A 23,577-nucleotide genomic window follows, 5' to 3' on the forward strand; every position below is an offset into this window, starting at 1 on the left:
TGTAAGAAATATGACCTTTAGTAAAGCAAAGTATATCAATATAGTATTCTTGATGATAGTGATTTTTGCGGCAATTAGTTTCTTTTCCTTTTCATCCGTGATAGACAAAAATAGTATTGACAATACTCCGGATGAGCCCTATGCGCCAATTGTTGTGTTAGAATTGTTTACTTCTCAAGGATGCTCCAGTTGCCCACCGGCCGATAAATTATTGGATAAGGTGAAAGCCCGGAATGAAGAGAATCTTTTTACTTTATCTTACCATGTCGATTATTGGGATTATATAGGTTGGGAAGACCCCTTTGCCAATCCTGCTTTCACCGAAAAACAAAAATATTATAACAGGAAATTTTCTTCGAAGAGAATTTACACCCCTCAATTGGTGGTAAATGGTGATTCCCATTTTGTTGGGTCTAACGTTAGTGATATGAACAATGCCATTATCAAATATGGTGCGTCAAAAGTGGAAAACTCGGTGGTGCTGAAGAATGTTGAAGCAAGCTCAAATATGATTTCGTTTGATTATTTGGTTCATGGTGCTTTGACCGGTAAACAATTGAAAGCTGTTTTGGTTTTGGATGAGCGTGTGACAAATGTGAAGAGAGGCGAAAATAGAAACCGAAAACTGGTAAATAGTAATATCGTAGTGACTGAAAAATACAAAGAAAATTTGGGCTCCACGGGAAGGTTGAGTATTTCTATTCCATCATTGGTAAAAAGAGGTGAAAAGTTGCAGTTAATCGTGTTGGTAGAGAATGAGGAATATAAGATTACCGGTGCTGCACAGAGTGGTTTGATCGATAAATCTTAACCATTGTTTATGATGTTGACTGTGGTGCAAGCGACCAAGGCTGCGGTTTCCGTTCGTAGTCGGCTCTCGCCGAGCGAAACCGGTAAAAACCCCTTGTCATAAGCTAAGCGAATCTCATTATAGCTAAAGTCACCTTCGGGCCCTATAAGAATTGTGATATCTTTATCGGGTGCGACTCTGCGCTTGAGGTCCATCTTTTCGTCATCTTCGCAGTGTGCAATAAATAGTAGTCCCGAGTTTTCTTTTTCCAGAAAATCATTAAAACTCATTGAATCGTTCAGTTTTGGCAAATAGGTACGTTGACTCTGTTTCATTGCCGATTGAATTACTTTGTCAAGCCGTTCTTTTTTAATCGATTTACGCTCTGAATGCTCACAGAATATTGGGGTGATTTCGTTTACGCCAATTTCCGTAGCCTTTTCTAAAAACCATTCAAACCTGTCATTGGTCTTTGTTGGTGCTACGGCCATATGAAACCAGTGCATTTTTTGGTGTTTCTTATCGCTGCTCAAGACTTGGGCTTTGCACCTTTTGGGTTCTGCCGACATTATTTCGGTCTCAAAAAGATATCCCTTACCATTCGTCACCCATAATCTGTCACCTTCCTTTTTTCGTAAAACACGTATTATATGTTTACTTTCTTCTTCAGGAAACGTGAATTGTGAAACACTTTGGTCGAGATGTGGGTTGTAGAAAAGCTGCATAAGACTAAATTAAGCACAAAAAATCGATAACCAAATTAAGTTAAGATGAACTGAGGGGTGTAAACGATCAATCAATTTTGAGCATCTAGAATATAACGGGCCTTTGCACTGATAGATTGGTCGGTGAATACCCTTTGTTTGTATTTTAGATGGCCTACAATACCTATCATAGCTGCATTGTCTGTACAATATTCAAATTTAGGTATGTACGTCTTCCATCCCCATTTTGCTTCCCCTGCTTTCAATGCACTTCTTATTTCTGAGTTGGCAGAAACACCACCGCCGATTGCTATTTGTTTGATGCCGGTCTGCTTAACGGCCTTTTTAAGTTTATCCATTAAGATGCCAACAATGGTTTTTTGTATGGAAGCGCAAATGTCATTCAAATTTTCATCGATGAAATTCGGGTTTTCGGCAGTTTCTCTTTGAATGAAATAAAGAATACTTGTCTTCAATCCGCTGAAACTGAAGTTTAGCTCATCAACTTTGGGTTTAGGAAAGGGAAATGCATCAGGGTTTCCAGCTTTTGCGTATTTATCGATAAGAGGTCCGCCAGGGTAGGGCAGTCCTAATATTTTGGCACTTTTATCAAAGGCTTCACCAACAGCGTCGTCTAGGGTCTGCCCGAGAATTTCCATATCAAAATAGTCTTTCACTAGAACTATTTGAGTGTGCCCTCCGCTAATGGTCATAGCTAGAAATGGAAATTCAGGAGAACCGTCATTTTGTTCCTCTATAAAATGTGCTAGAATATGGGCTTGCATATGGTTAACTTCGATTAACGGAACATTTAAGCCCAAGGCCAACGACTTCGCAAACGAGGTGCCTACAAGAAGTGATCCCATTAAACCTGGTCCCCTAGTAAAAGCTATGGCTGATATCAGTTTTTTATCGATATTTGCTTTGTTCAAAGCTTGGTGCACTACGGGAACAATATTTTGCTGATGTGCCCGTGAGGCAAGTTCGGGCACAACACCCCCATATTCCTCATGAATTTGCTGTGTTGCCGTAATATTGCTCAACACTTTTTTGTTGCTCAATACTGCCGCAGAAGTATCATCACATGAAGATTCTATGGCTAGAATATAAATAGTTTCTTTTTCCACCGAGTTTGGAATAAAAGTTGGACGCGCAAAGGTAAAACATATTAGCCCTATCAAAAAACTTAGAAAAATACTGGTTAGAACTCTTCTCGTGGTTCTGCTGATTTGTGTTTTGGGCACTTTGATACTCTCTTTGCCATTTGTTCAAACGAGCTTTGCAAAATATGCTACCGATACGATCAACAAAGATTTTGGTACCAATATAAATATTGATAGGCTTCGAGTTTCATTGATTTCTTGGGATACCAATCTCGAGGGGGTCTATATTGAAGACTATCAAAAAGATACGTTGTTCTATGTCGATAGGCTGACCACATCGGTACTGAGTATTAGAAATTTGGTCAGCGGTCGTTTAGAATTTGGTGACATCGATATCGATAAGCTAGACTTTAAGCTCAAAACATATCGTGATAATAAGAATACCAATTTAGAGGTGTTTATCGATAAGCTTGATGATGGTCAGCCTCGTAAACCGGGCACTGCGCCCTTCTATTTTTCTTCATCAAATGTTGTTATAGCCAATAGTACATTCAAGCTTTTAGATGAAAACCGAGCGACTGAAGAGATGTTGAACTTCAAAAATTTGAATATAGACGCAAACGATTTTCAAATTTTGGGGCCAGAGGTAAGTGCTTCTATCAATAAAATGTCTTTTGCGAGTCAACGGGGTATAAATGTAGAGCAGTTAGAAACCGAGTTCAAATACACCAAAAAGCGAATGAGTTTTGATTCGCTCTATATTAGTACTCATGGTTCTCATTTAAAGGGCAATTTGGTATTTAATTATGAGCGAAAAGATTTTGCCGACTTTTTGAATAAAGTGAATTTGACAGCCGAATTTAATGAGTCGAAAGTAGCGTTCGATGAAATTAACATGCTCTATGATCAATTTGGCAGAGGTAAAGAAGTGAACTTCTCAAGTAAAGTTTCGGGTGTGTTAAATGACCTGAATACTGAAGAGCTTTTTCTCCAATCAGATAATACGGGCATTCGCGGTGATTTTAATTTCAAAAATCTCTTTAGCCGAGCCGAGCCGTTTGCATTATTCGCTAACATGAGAAATGTGACCTCTAGTTACTATGAGCTACGGTCTTTAATGCCTAATATTTTAGGTAAATCCTTACCGTCTTCATTTCAAAAGTTGGGGCAGTTTACAATTCGTGGTGATGCGATTATTACAGAAACATCTATTAATGCCAAAGTCAACTTGAATACGGCTATTGGCAGTAGCTATGCTGACTTAGTGTTGACCAATGTAAATAATATCGACAATGCCACTTATGAAGGCTTTGTTTCACTTATCGATTTTGATTTAGGTGATTTCGTCGAAAATGAACGGTTGGGTAAAACCAGTTTAGATTTTAATGTAGAAGGAAAAGGGTTTGTGCAAGAAACTCTTAATACCGAAGTAATCGGTGAGGTCTACTCGGTTACCTTCAATAATTATGAATACAACGATTTAAAGGTGTCGGGTATTTTGAAAGAGCAGTTGTTCGACGGTACGCTGCTGAGCAATGATGAAAACCTGAAGTTCAGTTTTAAGGGGTTGGCCGATTTCGGGGAAAATCGAAACGATTTTAATTTTATAGCCTCCGTTGATTATGCAGACTTGAAAAAGTTGAATTTTATTAATGATAGCATTTCCATATTTAAGGGTAATGTTAATATGGATGTCACGGGAAATACCCTAGATAATCTCGTTGGTGACATCAATTTCACCAAAACAGTTTTCGAGAATAAGAATGACACTTATTACTTCGAAGATTTTAAGGTTTCTTCAACGTTTGAAAATGATTCCACAAGAATTATCGATATTAACTCACCTGATATTATCACCGGGTATATGAAGGGTAATTTCAGGGTGAAAGAGTTGGGTAAGTTGGTACAGAACTCATTAGGTAGTATTTATACCAATTACCGACCATTTAAAATTTCAGGAGGGCAGTCTTTAGCCTTTAATTTTAAAATTTACAATAAGATTGTAGACGTTTTCTTTCCAGAAGTGAAATTTGACCCAAATACCTTTATTCGAGGTAATATTGTGGCCGACGATGGAGATTTTAAGCTTAATTTCAAATCACCCAGTATCGTTGCCTACGGTAATGAGGCCGATAGCATCGATGTGAAAATAGATAATAAAAACCCGTTATTTAACACCTATGTTTCTGTAGGCGACCTTAAGACCAGCTATTACGACGTACAAGATTTTAAACTTATTAATACGACGCTGAAAGATACATTGTTCTTTCGAACCGAGTTTAAGGGTGGTAGTAATCTAAATGATAGCTATAATCTCAATTTTTACCACACTTTTAATAAAGAGAATAAATCGGTAATCGGCCTGAAGACTTCCGATGTAAGTTTTAAGGGTAACAATTGGGTGCTGAATAAAGATGGTGACAATAAAAATAAGGTAATTGTAAACCGTACCCTAGATAGTATTAGTATTCAAGAGATTGTGATGAATAACAGTGAGCAAGAGCAAATACGCCTCAGGGGAGAGCTCGCTGATTCTACTTATAAAGATTTACAGCTTCAGTTTAAGATAGTATCACTGAACAAAATTACCCCGGCCATAGATAGTCTTCGATTGCAAGGTGAGGTGAATGGTACGTTGAACATTCTGCAAAAAGATAATGTTTACCTGCCTTCATCGAACTTAGGGGTAGAAGATTTTTCTATCAATGGTATACGCTTGGGTGATTTGTCGTTGGGTATTGTCGGTAATAAAGATTTAACAGATTTTGTAGTCAACTCTCAAATCACTGATAAGGGTCGAGAAAAATTAGGCATTGTGGGCAATGTTTTTAACAAAGGCGATATGCCCGAAGCTAAATTGCTTGTCAACTTTGATGGTTTTGATTTAGAACCGTTCGCACCCTTAGGTGAAGAAATAATCAGTAATATTCGTGGTGACGTAAGTGGTAATGCCCGCATCGACGGACCCGTTGATAACCCCGTGTTTAGTGGAATTCTTACCCTTGATAATGCTGGTATTGGTATACCGTATTTAAATGTTGACTATGATTTTGCCCAAAACTCAAGGGTAAATTTGACGAATCAGACCTTTGATTTCGACAATATCAAAATTACCGACGTAGATAAGAAAACAAAAGCCACATTAGATGGTACGATTACCCACTCCTTTTTTGATAATTGGTTGCTAGACCTCAATGTAGATACCAATAATGATAGGTTACTCATTCTAAATACCGACTTTGAAGAAGAAGTTCTGTACTATGGAACAGGTTTTTTAAACGGAAAGGGTAGAATATTCGGTCCGACGAAAGCTTTAAATATTAAAGTGGAAGGTGAGACCGCGCCTGGTACATCATTGAAGATACCATTAAGCGATGTAGCTTCAATCGGAGATTATTCTTTCATCAATTTTGTAGAGAAAAACGGATACGATAAGGTTGAGGAAACGCGGGTCATAGACGAATTTCAAGGATTAGAGTTGGCTTTTGACCTTGATGTAACACCAGATGCCGAGGTAGAAATCGTGACTGATACCAGAACTGGAAGCTCTTTAAAAGGTAGTGGTGTGGGTATTCTTTTGATTCGTATAAATACCAGGGGTGCTTTTGAAATGTATGGAGATTTCGTTGTTGTTAACGGGCAATACAATTATAAGTTCGGGGGCGTTATTAATAAGACCTTTCAAGTAAAACCCGGTGGAACCATAGTTTGGGATAGAGAGCCGCTAAAAGCTACGCTTGATTTAGAAGCAGTTTATTCATTGAACGCTAACCCTGCGCCTCTACTTGATAATCCGGGGTATACCAGAAGAATTCCTACCGAAGTTGTTATTAAGCTGACCGATGATTTAGAGAGCCCCGATATTGAATTTAATATCGATTTCCCGGGTACAAATTCGATTATACAATCTGAATTGGAATATCGTCTTCAAGATCCTACGGTAGAGGAACAGAATGCACTTTTTCTGCTGGCTCAGGGGTCTTTCGTAAATGATCAGACAGGTATTAATCAGCAAGCCGTTACGGGTAACTTGTTGCAGTCGGCCTCTGGCTTGTTGAATCAAGTTTTGGGAGAAAATGATAAATTTAACCTCGGACTCTCGTACGAACAGGGAGTTTTGGACCGTAGTGCCGATTTTCAGACCGAAAATAGAATTGGGGTCACGGTATCTACGCAAATCAGTGACCGCTTATTGTTCAACGGCAGGGTAGGTGTGCCGGTTGGCGGTACTACTGAGACCGTAGTTGCCGGTAATTTTGAAATTCAACTGTTACTTAATGAAGAGGGTACCTTAAGTGCCAAATTCTTTAATCGTGAAAATGAAATTCAAGAATATTTGGCTGATCGCTTGGGGTACACTCAAGGTGTAGGTATTCAATACGAAGTTGATTTCAATAGTTTTCGAGAACTTTTTAAAAATTTACTTAAAAAAGAGGGTGGGGAACAACCCAAAAAAGAAATTCCTGCTCCTAATGCAGTCCCCACAGCAGTTATGGGTAAAGACAGTCTACTTCGCTTTTATGCAAAAGAAAAAAGGTTGAAATAAAGCATATGTCAATATTCTCCTGAATTTGTCACTGATTGCTTCTCTTATTAAGTGTCAATAATCTAATTGTTAATTGTAATTGAACAATAAGATTTCCGTAAAAATTACGGGGCTTTTCTGATAATTGTTGCTAAATCGTTTTCGTAACAATCTTTGATGTAAATTTGATATCCTTCCGAGCTTAAATTTGAAATAAGTTTGCTATTATTGCAACTTAGTTTTTTTCAATGATTTCAGAGATAAAGAAGATAGGTGTTTTAACGTCTGGAGGAGATTCTCCGGGCATGAATGCGGCCATTCGATCGGTCGTTCGAACTTGTGCCTATATGAAGGTAGATTGCGTTGGAATCTACAGGGGGTATCAGGGAATGATCGAGGGTGATTTCAAACCCATGGATGCGCGAAGCGTAAATAATATTATCAACAAAGGAGGCACAATTCTAAAGTCGGCCCGTTGTGATGATTTTCGAACCCCAGAGGGTCGAAAGAAAGCCTACGAACAATTGACCGCGGAGGGTATAAATGCCTTTGTGGTAATTGGCGGTGACGGAAGTTTTACCGGGGCCATGATATTTAATCAAGAATATCACTTTCCTATAATAGGCATACCGGGCACTATTGATAACGATATTTTCGGTACATCGAACACCGTTGGTTATGATACTGCCATGAATACGGTGGTTGAAGTTATAGACAAGATTAGAGATACGGCAAGTTCACATAACCGACTGTTCTTCGTTGAGGTTATGGGTAGAGATGTTGGCCATATTGCATTGAACACTGGGGTTGGTGCCGGTGCTGAAGAGATATTGATTCCTGAAGAGAATCGAGGTTTAGAGCGTCTTTTAGAGTCTTTGAAACGCAGTAAAATATCAGGTAAGTCATCAAGTATAGTTGTAGTAGCGGAAGGTGATAAAATAGGTAAAAGTGTTTTCGAACTTAAAGAATATGTTGAAGAGCATTTACCGATTTACGATGTAAGAGTTTCTGTGCTTGGCCATATGCAGCGTGGTGGGGCTCCGTCTTGTTATGATAGGGTTTTGGCCAGTAGAATGGGTGTTAAAGCCGTAGAGAGTCTTCTTGAGGGCCAATCGAACTTCATGGTAGGCGTTCAAAACAATAAAATTATTCTTACCCCGATCAGCAAAGCGATTAAGGGGCATACAAAAATAGATAAGGAACTCATCAGGGTTTCTGAAATAATGACAACGTAATTATAATTCTAAAAACAAGAACACATGTCAAATTTAAAAATAGGAATTAACGGATTCGGCCGAATCGGAAGATTGGTCTTCAGGGAAACAGTAAGAAGAGAGGGTGTAGATGTAGTCGCTATCAATGACTTATTAGATGTAGAGCACCTTGCTTACCTCTTGAAGTATGATTCTGTTCACGGTAAGTTTGAAGGAACCGTTGAGATACAAGACGGTAATCTTGTTGTAAACGGTATTACCGTAAGAATCACTGCAGAACGTGATCCTAAAAGTATAAAGTGGGATGCCGTTGGTGCTGAGGTCGTTGCTGAGTGTACCGGTATCTTCACAACTCTTGAAACTGCACAATACCACATTGATGGTGGAGCTAAGAAAGTTGTTATCTCTGCGCCATCTAAAGATGCGCCTATGTTCGTTATGGGTGTGAACCATAAAGATGTTAAATCTACCGATACAATCGTATCGAACGCATCTTGTACTACGAACTGTTTAGCTCCTTTGGCTAAAGTATTGCACGATAATTTTGGTATCGAAGAAGCTTTGATGACTACCGTTCACGCAACGACAGCTACTCAGATGACTGTTGATGGCCCGTCTAAGAAAGATTGGAGAGGTGGTAGAAGTGCAATGTTGAACATTATACCTGCTTCTACCGGTGCTGCAAAAGCTGTAACCAAGGTTATACCAGCATTAGAGGGTAAATTGACAGGTATGGCTTTTAGAGTTCCTACTGCTGATGTTTCAGTTGTTGATTTAACGGTAAAACTTGAAAAAGATACTTCTTACGAAGAAATCAAAAAAGTCTTTAAAGCAGCTTCAGAAGGTGAGTTGGCCGGTGTTTTAGGTTATACCGAAGAAGCTCTTGTTTCACAAGATTTCGTTAGCGATAAGCGCACAAGTATTTTTGATGCTGGTGCTGGAATTGAATTGAATTCTAAATTCTTTAAATTAATTAGCTGGTATGATAATGAAGCAGGTTTCTCCAATAAAATGGTAGATTTGGCTCAACACGTATCAAGTTTGTAATTTTTTTTAAGTATTTAATATGGAATCCTGAAAATGGGCGAAATTTGCTTATTTTCAGGATTCTTTTTTAAACAGTATTTATGATTTTAATTGTTGATAGTGGAGCTACCAAATCTGACTGGATTGCCCTTGATGAAAAGGGTGAGCAGTTATTTTTGACCCAAACGTTGGGCTTGAGTCCCGAGGTTTTGACCCGTGAGGTTATAGAAGACCGGTTGGCCAATAATTTTGAACTTTCAAAGAACAAAGAAAAGGTTACACGCCTTCATTTTTATGGTGCAGGTTGTGGCACCGATCGAATGAAGGTTTTTCTGAAGAACATTTTTAAAGACTTTTTTCCTAATGCGATTGCCGATGTCAAAGAAGATACCTACGCGGCTATCTTTTCTACTACTAAAATTGGGCATCAAGGTATCGTTTGTATTTTAGGTACCGGATCCAATTGTAGTTATTATGATGGGCATCAACTTATACAAAAAGTCACTTCGTTAGGCTATATTCCTATGGATGATGGTAGTGGTAATTTCTTCGGAAGAAAATTGATAAGGGATTATTACTTTCATAAAATACCTCAAGATCTGGGTATCAAGTTCGCTAAAGAATACGATCTTGATCCAGATGTTATTAAAGAAAACTTATACAAACAGCCGAACCCGAACACATACCTAGCGACCTTTGCGAGGTTTTTGATCGAGAATAAGAACCATCCGTATTGTAAGGGTGTTATTGACAAAGGTTTCCAGCAGTTTGTGAATAATTATATCATGCAATTCGAATTGGCCACGAAGGTGCCGATAAATTTTGTGGGCAGTATTGCGCATTATTTAAAAGATGAATTGACTACGGTATTAGAGCGAAATGATTTGATTGTTGGGGTAATTCGTCAACGACCAATCGAAGGTCTTATGGAGTTTCATCGAGAAACACTCTAACGTTTTAGCTAGATCACCAAAAAAGAAAAAGGCCCGTAAATGGGCCTTTTGTATTATCTAGACTTTCGAAAAAATGTTTACTTAACCGCAATCATTGAAATTTCAACATTTACAAATTTTGGTAGGTTGGCTACTTCAACGGTTTCCCGTGCTGGCGCAGTTTCCGCATTAAAATAAGAACCATAGATTTCGTTCACTTCTGAAAATTGGTTCATGTCTTTGAGAAAGATGCTGCTTTTGACCACATTTTCAAAGCTCATATTAGCTTCGCTAAGTATACTTTTTAAATTTTCCATTGATTGGGTGGTCTCCGCTTTGATATCGCCGTTGACCAATTCGCCCGTTTCGGCATTCATGGGTATCTGACCGGAAATGTATAACGTATCTCCAGCAAGAACTGCTTGGTTATAAGGCCCGATAGGGGCAGGTGCTTTAGAGGTGTTTATGATTTTTTTCATAGTCAATTCTAGATTTTTAATTTTGACTTCTATTTTCCCATTTGAGGTCGCTCAAGATAGAGCTCTTGATTCCGATAAAAAAGTACCAACGGCTATAGGTGCCAAAGGGGGTCCAGTTAAAATTCATTCTAAAACTTTTCAGGTCCCGTTCAAAACGCAATTGTGTGAGAGTGAAGCCTTTGTTCTTAAAATCGTATCCGGATGAGCCACCCACTTTCCATCGAGGGGAAAGTTCAATATCGCCGGAGAACATTAACGAATGGCTACTGAATTCATTTTGGCGTGCCGAATTAAGGTAAGAGGCAGAATAGGCCAATCTAAAATTCCATGGTATTTTGGTTGCATAGGGTGGGTTTTCGATATCCTCATCCTCATCGCGGTCGCCATATTCATCCTCTATAAGGCGATTGTTGTAATTATCCGATCGCCCAAAAAGGTCATCGTCTCGACCACCACTTTGTGCTACGTAGTCATAGGCACCTGGTTCGTCTTCATCCTCCTCTTCTTCCTCTTTTTTCTTTTTTCCGAAGGTTTCGCTATCAATAGAATAGCCGACATTAATATTGGCCTGGGTTAAGCGAAAGAGACTTCCACCATTATCTATATTGAACTTTTCGATACGTCTTCCGTTATTGTCTATCGCATAGGGGTCAAGGCCTGCGGAGAAGTTTATCGACATTTTATTATTGATAATGTTCGTACCTCCATTCACTCTTAAGGGGCTTAATCTCAACGAATCAGATTCAAAATTGTATCCCGTAGAAATATTGAAGTTATTGAGAATGGAAACCTTTTTAGCCTCTAAGGCAGTCGAGTCTTTGTCGGTTACCTTGGCCTCTAAGGTGTTTGCTAAAGAGAAGCTCAAACTATTCGATTTTCCTAAACTGGGTGCGCCGTTCAAAGTGCCTTCAAAACGACTATATTGAACAACTTCTCCGGTATCGTTGTTCAAGTATTCATCGTAAAATTGGTCAAAAGAAGGTGCATAGCCGTAGCTCAAAGAAGGTCTCATGACGTGTCTTATCGCTTGAATCTTTTTGTCTTCACCGAAATTGAAAGTACCGTAGACAGTTGTACCGACACTGGCACTTAAGTTATACTTATTGTATCGGTCAAAACCGGGAATAGTGTCACGTACTACAGCTCCCCTGTCGTCTTCTTCGCCCAGCTCGTAGCGTTGTCGGTAGGTTTCAAGTGCCCAAACATCTTCATAACTTCCGCCCATACTAACACTAAAAAATTTGGCGACCTTAAAGTTGGTGCTAATGGGTATTCGATGTCGGGCCCCCACTTTGGCGTCATCGAACATGGCAGCTTTTAAAAAATCTTCATCATTGGTGGTCAGTTGGTTACGTGCGTTTACATCGTATTGAAAATTAATGTTCTGTAAAGCTCCTTTTTTGATGCCATCTCTTTTTGCGAAGGGAAATATTCGCTCCATACTTGCCTGAAAGGTAGGTAGGGTCATTTGAATATTATCTTGGTCAGGGTTCGCCCTCGCCGATGCACTTGTATTTTGTGAATGCGTTGCCGTCAAACTCATATTCACCGAAGGATAATTCGGGAAGGTCTTAGAATACGAAATCGATGATGATAAATTGTTATTTTGTGTAAGGGGCAGGTTTACTTGGTTCAGCGAGTTTTGATAATACGAACTACTACCCAAATTCACACTGGCTGAAAATCGAGAGTTGGGACTCGCTTTTGTGTCTTGCGAATGCGATACTTGAATATTCCAAACTTTGGAATTGGCGTAATCGTCAAACCCTCTCTGACTGGTGACCAAATTTTCATACCGAAAATTAATATTGCCCCGGTATCTATATCTTTTGGTATAAACGGTGGCAGTTCTGAACCCATAGCTTCCATTCGTGTAAAAATCACCGGTTAGGGTTAAATCTGCATATTCGCTAAAAGGCAAGTAGTAACCACCATTCTGTAAAAAATATCCGCGGTTGGGGTCATTACCGAATGTTGGCATCATTAGACCAGCCGTTCGGCCAACGGTCAATGGAAAATAAGCAAATGGCAATGCGACAGGTGTAGGCACATCGGCAATGTAAAGATTACTGAAACCAGCGATGACTTTCTTCTTCGGTACAAATTTGGCTTTGCGAATGCGTATGTAATAATCGGGATTCACCGTATCTTTTGAAGTCGTTATTTTGGCTTCGTTCATAAAGTATACCGAGTCATTTTCTTTTTTCGTAATCTCGGCATACACTTTCATGGCGTCGCTACCCAATTGGCCCAGACCTGCTTGTTGCTCTGTTCTTGAATTAAAGATAAGTGCCTTCTCCGTATCAAAATTGAAGCGAATACTGTCAGGTCTAACTTCGTTATCCCCTTGTTTGAAGTAGGGCAGTTGCGTGTAATTGCCCAATGAATCTTTCATACGGCCCGCGTAGACTTCATTCTTCACATAATCCATTATAATAATACCTGCCTTCAGTTCGGTATCTTGATAATAGATCTCAGCTTCATTATAGAGGTATATTTTCTGGTCTTTCTGACTAAGTTTTACATAATCTTTAGCCTTGTATTTGATTTTATCAAGAAGTAGGCCCGGCTGTCTTTTTAGCGTGTCTTTAGCGGTCGAGTCTTTTTGTGTCGAATTGCTTTTTATAGGGCCAGGAAAGAGGGGAGCCACAAGTGTATCGCTCTCAGCCTTAATCGGTAAGGGAATGATACCATCTTCTTGGGCAGTGACCGAAAGAGTGCCGACCAATAGCAATGCCAGTAAAAGAAAAAGCTGTTTGTTTGATTGCAAGGCTATATATCCTATTTTTGTAAGCGTTTGGCTTGGCTTTCGGAGGTCAAACTTACATATATTTTTTCTTCCCCTGATAGGGTGTTACCATAAATTTAACCATAATGAAAGCTTTGAAATACAGTGTGAGCGTGCATGCAATAGAGTTTTGTTTACTTCTTGCCATAACATTTAGCTCGCCACTTATATCTTTTGGCAAAAGTACTGATACATTACAAAACGACGAGAAATTCGTCGTTGTTTTAGATGCTGGTCATGGGGGGCACGATCCTGGTAATTTAGGAAATGGATATTTAGAGAAGAATATTGCATTGAATATCGTACTCAAGGCCGGTGAAATTTTAGAGAAAGACCCCAATATTAAAGTTATCTATACGCGTAAGGATGATACTTTCGTCGACCTATATGTTAGAGGTGAAATTGCGAACAAGGCCAATGCCGATGTTTTTGTGTCGGTACATTGTGATTCGCACACTTCAAATGCTCATGGTGCAGGCACCTTTGTTTTAGGGCTGCACGCCAATAAGCAGAACTTTGAAGTTGCTAAAAAAGAGAACTCGGTAATTTATTTAGAAGACAATTATCAAAAGCGATATGCCGATTATGATATTAACTCACCAGAGTCGGTTATCGGCTTGACCATAATGCAAGAAGAGTTTTTAGATAATAGCATTGGGCTGGCAAAAGTGATCCAAGATAATTTTTCGAACAAACTAAAACGTACCGACCGCAAAGTGAAGCAAGCCGGTTTTATTGTGTTACATCAAACTTTTATGCCAAGTGTTCTGGTAGAGACCGGTTTTTTGACCAATAAGCAAGAAGGGGCTTATCTTAATTCGAAAAAAGGCCAATCTGAAATGGGTACCTCTATTGCAGAAGCAATTGTTGATTACAAAAACACTGCCCAAGCGAATAGGGCAGATATGGGTTCTAGTGTTGTGGAGGTTCCTGCACCTCTAAAAGAGGTTAAAAAACCGGTAAAGAAAGAGGTTGAGAAAAAGAAAAGTGATATAGCCCAAAAATCTGAATCTAGAAAAGAAAAAGATTTGATAGCTTCAAACGAACTTATCGAGAAACCTAATAATTCTAAGGCTGAAAAGGAGGCTGCACAAATCATTGAAGAGGCTGCAAATAAGAAAAAGTCAGAGGTGGTTTCTCTAGACACAAAGCCAGTTGCCGCAGAGGAAAATGATAAAATTGCCATTGCCGAAAAAGAAAAGTCGGATAAGTCTACCATTATTTATAAAATTCAGATTATGGCAAGTGCGAAGAACTTACCTTTAAGACCTGAATCTTTCAATGGTCTGAATCGCGTGGCAAAAGAACCTTTTAAAAATTTGTATAGGTATGTGTATGGAAGTACGCAGTCTTTAGAGGAGGCCAAGATGATGAAGCGTAATGCCGATCAAAAGGGGTATACGACTTCCTATATAGTGGCCTATAAAAATGGAGAGCGGATTCCCTTTAAAGACAGTTTAAAATAGCTTTAGAGAAGATAAATAATAACCTTCCATATTTTATTTCTAATTTTGTTAAGAACCCTTAGATTTTAAATAGTCGCTATTAACCCCAAAATCTATTCTTTTGAAACTATCCAGGGAAATTAAAACAGGCATTGTCGTAATTGGCGGTATACTCTTGTTCATTTTAGGCTTTAGCTATTTGAAATCATCACCTTTGTTTGAGAACGGCAAGACGATATATGCCGTCTATAAAGATGTAGGTGGTCTTCAGGTTGGTACTCCGGTTACCGTCAACGGTTTTACGGTGGGCAATGTAACGGATATAAGTTTTAAAGACCGAGGAGGCAGTCTAGCGGTTACTCTTTTTGTGAAAAGCGATTTTGAGTTTTCAAAGCAAAGTTTAGCAGAATTGTATGATACCGGTATTATCGGTGGAAAGGGTATACAGATCAAACCCGTATTCGATGGTTCGCCTATAGCCAAGACAGGCGATACGCTACCAAGTCAAACGCAACCGGGACTTACTCAATTGGTTCAAAAACAATTGACGCCATTACAGAAAAAGGTGGAGGGGGCGATGACCAATGCCGATACGCTGCTTAGAAACGTAAATGACGTTCTAGACGATAAAGCAAGAAGAGATTTACGTGAAACATTGAGCGGACTCAATTCTACAGTAGCAAGCTTTCAAAGAAGTGCAGAGGTCTTGAACAGGATCTTGAGCACTAATGAGGGTAAGCTTGAAGGTTCTTTAAAGAATTTTGAAGCGCTTACCGCAAATTTTTCGAAGTTGTCAGATTCACTGAATAATGCTGGTTTAGGTAGAACCTTAGCAAATTTAGAATCAAGTATGGCAAACCTGAATACATTGATGGCGCGAATTGAGAGTGGTCAGGGTACCTTAGGTAAACTCACTAAGGACGAAGAACTTTATGAGAATTTAAATAACGCCTCACGTGAGTTAGACCTGTTATTGCAAGATTTTCGTTTGAACCCCAAACGCTATGTTAACGTTTCGGTATTTGGTAAAAAGCAAAAGGAATATGAGCTACCGGAAGAAGATCCTGCGGCAAAGCCTAATGTAGAGAATCAATGATGGAATATCTTCCTAATATTATATTTGCCTTTGTACTGGTTGCGGGTATCGGTTATTTCACTAGAAATGTGAACCGACTCAGAAGAAACATCAAATTGGGTAAAGATGTCGATGTCTCTGATAATACTGGCCAGCGTTGGAGAAATATGGCTAAAATTGCCCTTGGCCAGACTAAAATGGTAGTACGACCAATAGCTGGTATATTACATGTAATTGTCTACGTAGGCTTTATCGTCATTAATATTGAGGTTCTTGAAATAATAATTGATGGGCTTTTGGGTACACATCGTATTTTCGGTTCTTTAGGGGTGTTATATGATGTGCTCATCGCTTCATTTGAGGTGTTGGCATTATTGGTGATTATTTCGGTTTCTGCATTTTGGGTGAGAAGAAATATTATTCGGCTTAAAAGATTTATCAAACCAGAAATGAAAGGTTGGCCCAAGCAAGATGGCAATATGATTCTATATATAGAATTGGTATTGATGATTTTGTTTCTGACCATGAATGCAGCTGATTATCAATTACAGCAATTAGACGCTGCTCATTATACAAAAGCAGGCGCTTTTCCTATAAGCCAAATTATTGCCCCGCTTTTCGAAGGGTTGTCCATCTCTTCTTTGATAGTTGTAGAGCGAATAGCTTGGTGGTTGCATATTGTGGGCATTCTGTTCTTTTTGAACTATCTCTATTATTCAAAGCACTTACATATTTTATTGGCTTTCCCAAATACCTATTATGGTAAAGTTAAACCGAAAGGTCAGTTTAAAAACTTGGATGCGGTCACCGAAGAAGTGAAGTTAATGTTAGACCCATCGGCAGACCCTTTTGCCGCACCTGCGGAAGATGCTGCCGAACCTGAAAAATTTGGCGCTTCTGATGTTACGGATTTAAACTGGGTTCAACTACTTAATGCCTATACCTGTACTGAATGCGGTAGGTGCACCGATGAGTGCCCGGCAAACCAGACCGGAAAGAAACTTTCTCCGAGAAAGATAATGATGGATACTCGAGACCGATTAGAGGAAGTAGGTAAGAATTTAGAAGCCAACAAAGGTAAATTTGTAGAAGATAACAATCAATTGCTCGATAATTATATTACCCGAGAGGAGCTTTGGGCGTGCACCACATGCAATGCCTGTGTGCAGGCATGTCCGGTAAGTATCGACCCTTTATCCATAATTATGGATATGCGTCAATATTTGGTTATGGAGCAATCAGCGGCACCGACTGATTTAAATAATATGATGGGTAACGTAGAGAATAATGGAGCCCCATGGCCGTTCAATCAGATGGATCGATTGAATTGGGCCAATGAAGACTAGAGATTACATATCTCTTTACTCCGAATAATGATTATTAAGTGAAATAGAATTTGAATAATGGCAGAAGAACTGAAAGTTCCAACGATGGCCGAATTATTTGCGGCAGGCAAGAGTCCCGAAGTATTGTTTTGGGTGGGTTGTGCAGGTAGTTTTGATGATAGGGCAAAGAAAATAACAAAAGCTTTCGTTCAATTATTAACAAAGGCCAATGTATCTTTTGCCGTGTTGGGTACCGAAGAAAGTTGTACCGGCGACCCTGCCAAACGAGCCGGTAATGAATTTTTGTTTCAGATGCAGGCAATGACCAATATAGAGGTAATGAACGCCTATGAAATCAAGAAAATTGTTACTGCCTGTCCCCATTGCTTTAACACCATTAAAAATGAGTACCCTGGTTTAGGTGGTAAATATGAAGTCGTTCACCATACGCAATTTTTGAAACAACTGTTTGAAGAAGGACGCATATCTTTAGAAGGTGGCAAATTCAAAGGTAAAAGAATTACGTACCATGATCCCTGTTACTTGGGTAGGGCAAATAATATATTTGAGGCCCCGAGAGAGTTGATAAGAAAACTTGATGCCGAACTGGTAGAGATGAAAAGCTGTAAGCAACGAGGTCTTTGTTGTGGTGCCGGTGGGGCACAGATGTTTAAAGAGCCCGAAGAAGGTGATAAAGATGTAAATATTGAACGTACGGAACAGGCTATGGAGGTTGAACCTGAAATTATTGCGGCGGCTTGTCCGTTCTGTAATACGATGATGACAGATGGTGTAAAGAATAAGGAAAAAGAAGATTCCGTTGCGGTTATGGATATTGCAGAGCTTATCGCTTCGGCAGAAAATTTATAGTCTCGATTGGTATTGTTTTTGAATAGGATGGAGTGAAACCCTCAAATTAAATGAGAACATGTTAGTAGAATTTGAAAAATTGCCTGAAACTTCTCGCGTTTGGATCTACCAGGCCAATCGGTCATTTACCGATAGTGAATTGACAGAAATTCAAAGTGAGTTAAACGAGTTTATCAAAGAGTGGACAGCCCACGGAAGTTCGTTGAGTGCGGGGTATGAAATCAGGTATAAGCGATTTATTATTATCGGTCTTGATCAGTCACAAACCTCGGCTTCAGGTTGTTCTATTGACACGTCGGTCCGTTTTATTCAACATTTAGAAAAAAAATATGATGTTGAACTGTTAGATAAAATGAACGTCTCTTATAAGCAAGGAGAATATATTGCCTACAAGCCTCTAATAGACTTTAAAAAAATGGCAAAACAAAAAGCGGTTTCAAAAAATACTATTGTTTTTAATAACCTTGTGAACAATAAACAAGAGTATGAAGATCATTGGGAGGTGCCTGCGGCCGAAAGTTGGCATTCACGCTTCATGTAACTATTCGTACTACAACCATTTCGAAGTATTGATTTCATTATAAGTATCCGATGAAATGCAATATTTTTTTTAGTTTTCAGTTATTGCCATAGACCTGTTCTTACTATGCGATTTTTATTACTTTTCCCTTTATTCTTCTTAGTGTTTTTAGGTGCTTCTGCACAGAAAAATCCATTGTTGGTCAAAGATAGTTTGGCGCAGCAAAAATGGGTAGATTCAAAATATAATAACATGACCTTAGATGAAAAACTAGGTCAGCTCTTTATGGTCATGGTAGCCTCAGACCAAAGTAAAGTAGCAACTGACGGAGTAAAGAATCTAATTGAGAATCAGAAAATAGGCGGTGTGATATTTTCAACCGGGGGCCCTGTTCGACAAGCAAAACTGACCAATGAATTTCAGGCGGCTTCAGAAACTCCGTTACTAATCGGTATGGATGCGGAGTGGGGTCTGGCCATGCGGCTTGATTCTACCTACGCTTTTCCTTGGAATATGACGTTGGGCGCCATTACTGATAATACCATAGTGGCCAAAGTTGGCGAGCGTATTGGCGAACATGCCAAGCGTTTGGGGGTGCATATTAATTTTGCACCTGATTTAGATATTAATATAAACCCCAAAAACCCTATCATCGGTAATCGCTCATTTGGCGAGGACAGAGAGAATGTGGCGGAAAAAGGTATTGCCTTTATGAAGGGTATGGAGAGAGCGGGTGTACTTTCTAGCGGAAAACATTTTCCCGGTCATGGCGATACGGCTACAGATTCACATCACGCTTTGCCCGTAATCAATTTTACTGAGGCTAGACTTGACAGTGTTGAACTATATCCATTTCGAAGATTGATTGAAGAGGGCTTAAGTAGTGTTATGGTCGCACATCTAGAAGTGCCCGCCCTTGAACTTAAAAAAGAACTACCATCCTCATTATCGGAACAAATAATCACGGGACTACTCAAAGAAAGAATGTGTTTCGAGGGTCTGGTATTTACCGATGCATTAAATATGAAAGGTGTTACCGATCATGGTAAAAACGGCGATGCCGAGTTGGCTGCCTTCATGGCCGGTAACGATATTTTACTTATGCCTACGGATGTGGAAAAAGCTAAAGAAAAGTTGACGAAGGCATATAAAAAAGGGAAAATTACAGATGAGCGATTAGCCCACTCGGTAAAGAAGATACTTTTGGCAAAATATAAGGTAGGTCTCAATGATTACCAGCCGATCGAAGAGCAAAACTTATTTGAAGATTTGAACTCCCGTTCAGATGATATGCTGTATGAAGAGGCTATTGAGAATGCGATTACCGTAGTTAAGAATAATTTTTTCTTAATGGGTATTAAACGTTTAGAAAATAAAAAGATAGCATTTGTTAAGTTGGGCGATGCTGAAAGCGATCCGTTTTTGGAAACCCTGAACAAATATGCAAAGGTTACTCAAGTAAATGCCAAAGATATTGCCACCCTTAAAGGTAAATTAAAGAACTATAATTTAGTGATTGTCGGGCACCATAAAAGCAACGAAAGCCCTTGGAAACCTTATAAACTTACCCAAAAGGAACAGCTTTGGCTTCAGGAGATTGCTGAGATGAGAAGCTCCAACCTTATTTTGTCTGTTTTCGCTAAACCTTATGCCTTGCTTGACATTACAAGTTTTAAAAGCATAGACGGGGTAGTAGTGGCCTATCAGAACAGTGAATTGGCTCAAAAAAAAGCTGCGGAACTTATTTTTGGAGCAATACCTGCAAAAGGAAAGCTTCCGGTATCGTCACATAGAGAATTTCCAGTCAATACCCAGATCGAGTTGAAATCGCTTCTAAGATTAGGTTATAGTTATCCTGAGAGGGTCGGTTTTAATCTTGAAAAATTGGCAGAGGTCGATACTTTGGTGAAGCATGGTTTAGATTCGTTAATGTTTCCGGGAGCACAGGTGATGATTGCCCGTAAGGGTAAGGTTGTTTATAACAAGGGGTTTGGTAAGCCAACTTATGACTCAAAAGATAGTATTACAACTGACCATATTTACGATTTGGCATCCATCACAAAAATACTGGGAACACTGCCCATGGTTATGAAAATGGAAGAGGATGGAGATATTGCCTTAAACGATACTTTTCAAGATTTAATTCCTGAATACGCTGAATCTGAATTGAAAGATGTTACTGTCCTAAAAGCCTTATCCCATTACGGAAGGTTGCCCGCATGGATTGCATTTTATGTAGATACTTTAGATAAGAACCGAAAACCTTCGAAAGAGTTCTATCGAGAAGCTCCTATGGACGGCTACTCCATAAAGGTTACCGATAAACTGTACTTAACCGATGCCTATAAAGATTCAATCTATAACCGTATTGGTCGTCAAGATTTAAAATCGAATCGATATAGATATAGTGATGTAGCTTACTATGTCATGAAAAAGTATATAGAGGACAAAAAAGGAAAACCGCTTGATAAGTTAGTGGAAGATTTTCTTTATACACCGATTGGTGCCTCCAATACAGGTTATAATCCATTAAATAGAATACCGAAAGACAGAATAGTACCTTCAGAAGAAGATAAGTATTATCGATACGGGACCGTTCAAGGGTATGTTCATGATATGGGTGCTGCAATGCAGGGCGGAGTAGGGGGGCATGCCGGACTTTTTAGCAATGCCGAAGATGTAGGAAAAATTATGCAAATGTACCTTCAAGGCGGTACCTACGGTGGTACCCGATTTTTAGATTCGAGAACGGTGAAAAAATTCAACACCTGTTATTTCTGTGATAAAAAGGTGAGACGGGGTGTAGGGTTCGATAAGCCTCAATTAGAAGACAAAGGCCCTACCTGTGGTTGTGTATCAAGAAAAAGTTTCGGGCATAGTGGCTTTACAGGTACCTACACATGGGCTGACCCGGAGGAAGAATTGGTATACGTTTTTCTATCCAATAGAACATACCCCTCAGCATCAAACACACTTTTGGTGAAATCTGGTCTTCGTACCCGAATTCAAAAGGCTATCTATGACGCTATAGAAAACTAGGTGGTTATCTTAACTAAACCTTAACTAATTCGTTTTGAAATTACGGAGTACCATTACCGACATAGATTGTAGTTTTGGTTAAATTTGAACGATGAAAATAGCTATTGTTTGTTACCCTACCTTTGGAGGTAGTGGAGTGGTTGCTACCGAATTAGGTATAGCCCTTGCCGATAGGGGGCACGAGGTACATTTTGTTACCTACCGCCAGCCGGTGCGTTTAAGTTTGTTGAGTACCAACATTCATTTTCATGAAGTTCACGTACCTGAATACCCCCTTTTTCATTATCAACCTTATGAACTGGCACTTTCCAGTAAACTGGTCGATACAATTAAGCTTCACCATATAGATTTGCTTCACGTACATTATGCTATACCCCATGCGTACGCTGGTTATATGGCCAAGAAGATGTTGGAAGAAGAAGGTATTTATGTACCTATGATTACAACGCTTCATGGTACCGACATTACTTTAGTGGGTAAACATCCATTTTATAAACCTGCGGTTACCTTCAGTATTAACCAGTCTGATGTAGTTACTTCGGTTTCTGAAAATCTCAAACAAAGAACCTTGGAGTTTTTTGATATCAGAAAGGAGATTAAAGTGGTGCCGAACTTTATAGATAAAAAGAAGTATAGCACTACGTTTACCGATTGCCAGCGTTCACTTATGGCAGAAGAGCATGAAAAAATCATTACGCATATCAGCAATTTCAGAAAAGTAAAGCGAATACCTGATGTTGTGGAAGTGTTTTATCGTGTTCAGAAAGAAATACCCGCCAAATTGCTAATGGTAGGCGAGGGGCCTCAAAAGGAGGTTGCAGAACGGTTGTGCGATACCTTGGGAATTTCGGATAAAGTAATCTTTTTGGGTAATAGTAACGAAATAGATCGAATACTATGTTTCTCAGATTTGTTTTTGCTACCTTCAGAATCAGAAAGTTTCGGTCTTGCCGCTCTAGAAGCCATGATAAATAAGGTGCCGGTCATTTCAAGTAACGCCGGAGGAATTCCTGAGGTGAATATTGAAGGGGTCACCGGGTTTTTGAGTGATGTGGGAGACGTGGAGGAAATGGCCAAAAATGCTCTTAAAATTTTAGGTGATGACGAGGTCCTTGAAAAGTTTAAACAGAATGCAGGAGAATCGGCTCAAAGATTTGACATTCTTAAAGTTCTACCGTTGTACGAAAGTCTTTATGAAGAAGCATATAAAAGTAGGTTCGACAAAACTTACGGTTAAAATATCATGGCTATTAATTTTATTGGTTTTCGTTGCCTTATCCTGTAAAGGGCAAAAAAACAAACCAAATCAAATTTTAGGCAAAAGTGACTTAGCGAAATCCACCTTGACACTGCTTTCGAGGGATTATATTGATAGTACTAGTGTGGAACGTGTATTGGTCATTAGAGACTTTAAAAGTCTTCAGAAGTTGTACTCAAAGATCAATAGTACCAGAAAACCTGGGCTTCCGCTTCTCAAGGTAGATTTTTCAACGAATATGTTACTATTTTATAGGCATCGGAATTTTAATGCCAACACCACTTCCCAGTTGGTTCTCAGCAAATCAACTCAAGATTCACTTATACTAATTGAAAGGGAGAATGACTTCATCAGAGAGTCTAGCTCTACAATGCTGGTGCCCTTTTCAATATACCTATTGAACAAAATGGATAAAAAGGTGGTAATCAAATAAGACTTAGATTAGTGGTTCACATGCCGTTAGGTGCATTCCGACGAGAATCAA

Annotated in this window: 17 protein-coding genes; 13 read left to right on the top strand and 4 right to left on the bottom strand. The window is 39.2% G+C overall.

What is annotated here, in order from left to right; all coding sequences use genetic code 11:
• Positions 1 to 10 precede the first annotated feature (10 nt).
• Positions 11 to 811 (top strand): thioredoxin family protein, encoded by an 801-nt coding sequence (locus IV512_RS00545; RefSeq protein WP_209399654.1) that lies wholly within the window; start codon positions 11 to 13, stop codon positions 809 to 811.
• Here IV512_RS00545 and IV512_RS00550 read toward each other — a convergent pair.
• Both IV512_RS00550 and tsaD read right to left on the bottom strand, forming a co-directional pair.
• On the bottom strand, positions 808 to 1,515 hold the full coding sequence (locus IV512_RS00550; RefSeq protein WP_209399656.1) for a 16S rRNA (uracil(1498)-N(3))-methyltransferase: 708 nt from the start codon (positions 1,513 to 1,515) through the stop codon (positions 808 to 810). The two genes, IV512_RS00545 and IV512_RS00550, sit on opposite strands and share 4 nt — an antisense overlap.
• 71 nt (positions 1,516 to 1,586) lie before the next feature.
• Entirely contained in the window at positions 1,587 to 2,621 is a 1,035-nt protein-coding gene (gene tsaD, locus IV512_RS00555) for a tRNA (adenosine(37)-N6)-threonylcarbamoyltransferase complex transferase subunit TsaD (protein WP_209399658.1), read from the bottom strand.
• Between the two features lie 88 nt (positions 2,622 to 2,709).
• Here tsaD and IV512_RS00560 point away from each other — a divergent pair, with 88 nt between their 5' ends.
• The 4 genes from IV512_RS00560 to IV512_RS00575 all read left to right on the top strand — a co-directional run bounded on the left by IV512_RS00560 (position 2,710) and on the right by IV512_RS00575 (position 10,315).
• Complete coding sequence (locus tag IV512_RS00560; RefSeq protein ID WP_371743238.1) at positions 2,710 to 7,143, top strand: translocation/assembly module TamB domain-containing protein; 4,434 nt, start codon at positions 2,710 to 2,712, stop codon at positions 7,141 to 7,143.
• Between the two features lie 227 nt (positions 7,144 to 7,370).
• Positions 7,371 to 8,357, top strand: coding sequence for a 6-phosphofructokinase (gene pfkA / locus IV512_RS00565; protein ID WP_100869002.1), 987 nt, complete (start codon positions 7,371 to 7,373; stop codon positions 8,355 to 8,357).
• A gap of 24 nt (positions 8,358 to 8,381) precedes the next feature.
• Positions 8,382 to 9,383 (top strand): type I glyceraldehyde-3-phosphate dehydrogenase, encoded by a 1,002-nt coding sequence (gene gap, locus IV512_RS00570; RefSeq protein WP_209399661.1) that lies wholly within the window; start codon positions 8,382 to 8,384, stop codon positions 9,381 to 9,383.
• 80 nt (positions 9,384 to 9,463) lie between these two features.
• On the top strand, positions 9,464 to 10,315 hold the full coding sequence (locus IV512_RS00575) for an N-acetylglucosamine kinase (RefSeq protein ID WP_100869000.1): 852 nt from the start codon (positions 9,464 to 9,466) through the stop codon (positions 10,313 to 10,315).
• A gap of 77 nt (positions 10,316 to 10,392) precedes the next feature.
• Here IV512_RS00575 and IV512_RS00580 read toward each other — a convergent pair whose 3' ends face one another.
• Both IV512_RS00580 and IV512_RS00585 read right to left on the bottom strand, forming a co-directional pair.
• Positions 10,393 to 10,773 carry a RidA family protein gene (locus IV512_RS00580; RefSeq protein WP_209399663.1) on the bottom strand — a complete coding sequence of 127 codons (381 nt, stop codon included), beginning with the start codon at positions 10,771 to 10,773 and terminating at the stop codon, positions 10,393 to 10,395.
• 16 nt (positions 10,774 to 10,789) lie between these two features.
• The gene (locus IV512_RS00585; RefSeq protein ID WP_209399665.1) at positions 10,790 to 13,543 is read right to left on the bottom strand and encodes a putative LPS assembly protein LptD; all 2,754 of its coding nucleotides are present in this window, start codon (positions 13,541 to 13,543) and stop codon (positions 10,790 to 10,792) included.
• 104 nt (positions 13,544 to 13,647) lie between these two features.
• Here IV512_RS00585 and IV512_RS00590 point away from each other — a divergent pair, with 104 nt between their 5' ends.
• The 8 genes from IV512_RS00590 (at position 13,648) to IV512_RS00625 (ending at position 23,526) form a co-directional block, all read left to right on the top strand.
• A complete protein-coding gene (locus IV512_RS00590; protein WP_209399668.1) occupies positions 13,648 to 15,027 on the top strand; it encodes an N-acetylmuramoyl-L-alanine amidase in 1,380 nt (459 codons plus the stop codon).
• Between the two features lie 100 nt (positions 15,028 to 15,127).
• Entirely contained in the window at positions 15,128 to 16,102 is a 975-nt protein-coding gene (locus IV512_RS00595; RefSeq protein WP_209399670.1) for an MlaD family protein, read from the top strand.
• Positions 16,102 to 17,427, top strand: coding sequence for a (Fe-S)-binding protein (locus IV512_RS00600; RefSeq protein ID WP_209400677.1), 1,326 nt, complete (start codon positions 16,102 to 16,104; stop codon positions 17,425 to 17,427). The genes IV512_RS00595 and IV512_RS00600 overlap by 1 nt, the downstream gene beginning before the upstream one ends.
• 57 nt (positions 17,428 to 17,484) lie before the next feature.
• Positions 17,485 to 18,276, top strand: a complete 792-nt coding sequence (locus IV512_RS00605) for a (Fe-S)-binding protein (protein WP_209399672.1) — start codon at positions 17,485 to 17,487, stop codon at positions 18,274 to 18,276.
• A 58-nt stretch (positions 18,277 to 18,334) separates the two neighbouring features.
• Positions 18,335 to 18,817: an ABC transporter ATPase gene (locus tag IV512_RS00610; RefSeq protein ID WP_209399674.1), complete on the top strand. Its 483-nt coding sequence runs from the start codon at positions 18,335 to 18,337 to the stop codon at positions 18,815 to 18,817.
• Positions 18,818 to 18,922: 105 nt separating this feature from the next.
• Complete coding sequence (locus IV512_RS00615) at positions 18,923 to 21,835, top strand: glycoside hydrolase family 3 N-terminal domain-containing protein (RefSeq protein ID WP_209399677.1); 2,913 nt, start codon at positions 18,923 to 18,925, stop codon at positions 21,833 to 21,835.
• A 91-nt stretch (positions 21,836 to 21,926) separates the two neighbouring features.
• On the top strand, positions 21,927 to 23,072 hold the full coding sequence (gene bshA, locus IV512_RS00620; protein ID WP_209399679.1) for an N-acetyl-alpha-D-glucosaminyl L-malate synthase BshA: 1,146 nt from the start codon (positions 21,927 to 21,929) through the stop codon (positions 23,070 to 23,072).
• The gene (locus IV512_RS00625; RefSeq protein WP_209399681.1) at positions 23,029 to 23,526 is read left to right on the top strand and encodes a hypothetical protein; all 498 of its coding nucleotides are present in this window, start codon (positions 23,029 to 23,031) and stop codon (positions 23,524 to 23,526) included. The genes bshA and IV512_RS00625 overlap by 44 nt, the downstream gene beginning before the upstream one ends.
• Positions 23,527 to 23,577: the final 51 nt, after the last annotated feature.

Origin of the sequence: Pseudozobellia sp. WGM2, assembly GCF_017810075.1 — a bacterium.
GTDB lineage: Bacteria > Bacteroidota > Bacteroidia > Flavobacteriales > Flavobacteriaceae > JADNYK01.

Bases quoted from the DNA above. Each gene is read 5' to 3' on its own strand.
- bshA (WP_209399679.1), top strand. From the start codon at position 21,927: ATGAAAATAGCTATTGTTTGTTACCCTACCTTTGGAGGTAGTGGAGTG.
- IV512_RS00580 (WP_209399663.1), bottom strand. From the start codon at position 10,773: ATGAAAAAAATCATAAACACCTCTAAAGCACCTGCCCCTATCGGGCCT.
- IV512_RS00615 (WP_209399677.1), top strand. From the start codon at position 18,923: ATGCGATTTTTATTACTTTTCCCTTTATTCTTCTTAGTGTTTTTAGGT.
- pfkA (WP_100869002.1), top strand. From the start codon at position 7,371: ATGATTTCAGAGATAAAGAAGATAGGTGTTTTAACGTCTGGAGGAGAT.
- IV512_RS00545 (WP_209399654.1), top strand. From the start codon at position 11: ATGACCTTTAGTAAAGCAAAGTATATCAATATAGTATTCTTGATGATA.
- IV512_RS00625 (WP_209399681.1), top strand. From the start codon at position 23,029: ATGAAGAAGCATATAAAAGTAGGTTCGACAAAACTTACGGTTAAAATA.
- IV512_RS00600 (WP_209400677.1), top strand. From the start codon at position 16,102: ATGGAATATCTTCCTAATATTATATTTGCCTTTGTACTGGTTGCGGGT.
- IV512_RS00605 (WP_209399672.1), top strand. From the start codon at position 17,485: ATGGCAGAAGAACTGAAAGTTCCAACGATGGCCGAATTATTTGCGGCA.
- IV512_RS00575 (WP_100869000.1), top strand. From the start codon at position 9,464: ATGATTTTAATTGTTGATAGTGGAGCTACCAAATCTGACTGGATTGCC.
- IV512_RS00550 (WP_209399656.1), bottom strand. From the start codon at position 1,515: ATGCAGCTTTTCTACAACCCACATCTCGACCAAAGTGTTTCACAATTC.
- IV512_RS00590 (WP_209399668.1), top strand. From the start codon at position 13,648: ATGAAAGCTTTGAAATACAGTGTGAGCGTGCATGCAATAGAGTTTTGT.
- gap (WP_209399661.1), top strand. From the start codon at position 8,382: ATGTCAAATTTAAAAATAGGAATTAACGGATTCGGCCGAATCGGAAGA.
- IV512_RS00610 (WP_209399674.1), top strand. From the start codon at position 18,335: ATGTTAGTAGAATTTGAAAAATTGCCTGAAACTTCTCGCGTTTGGATC.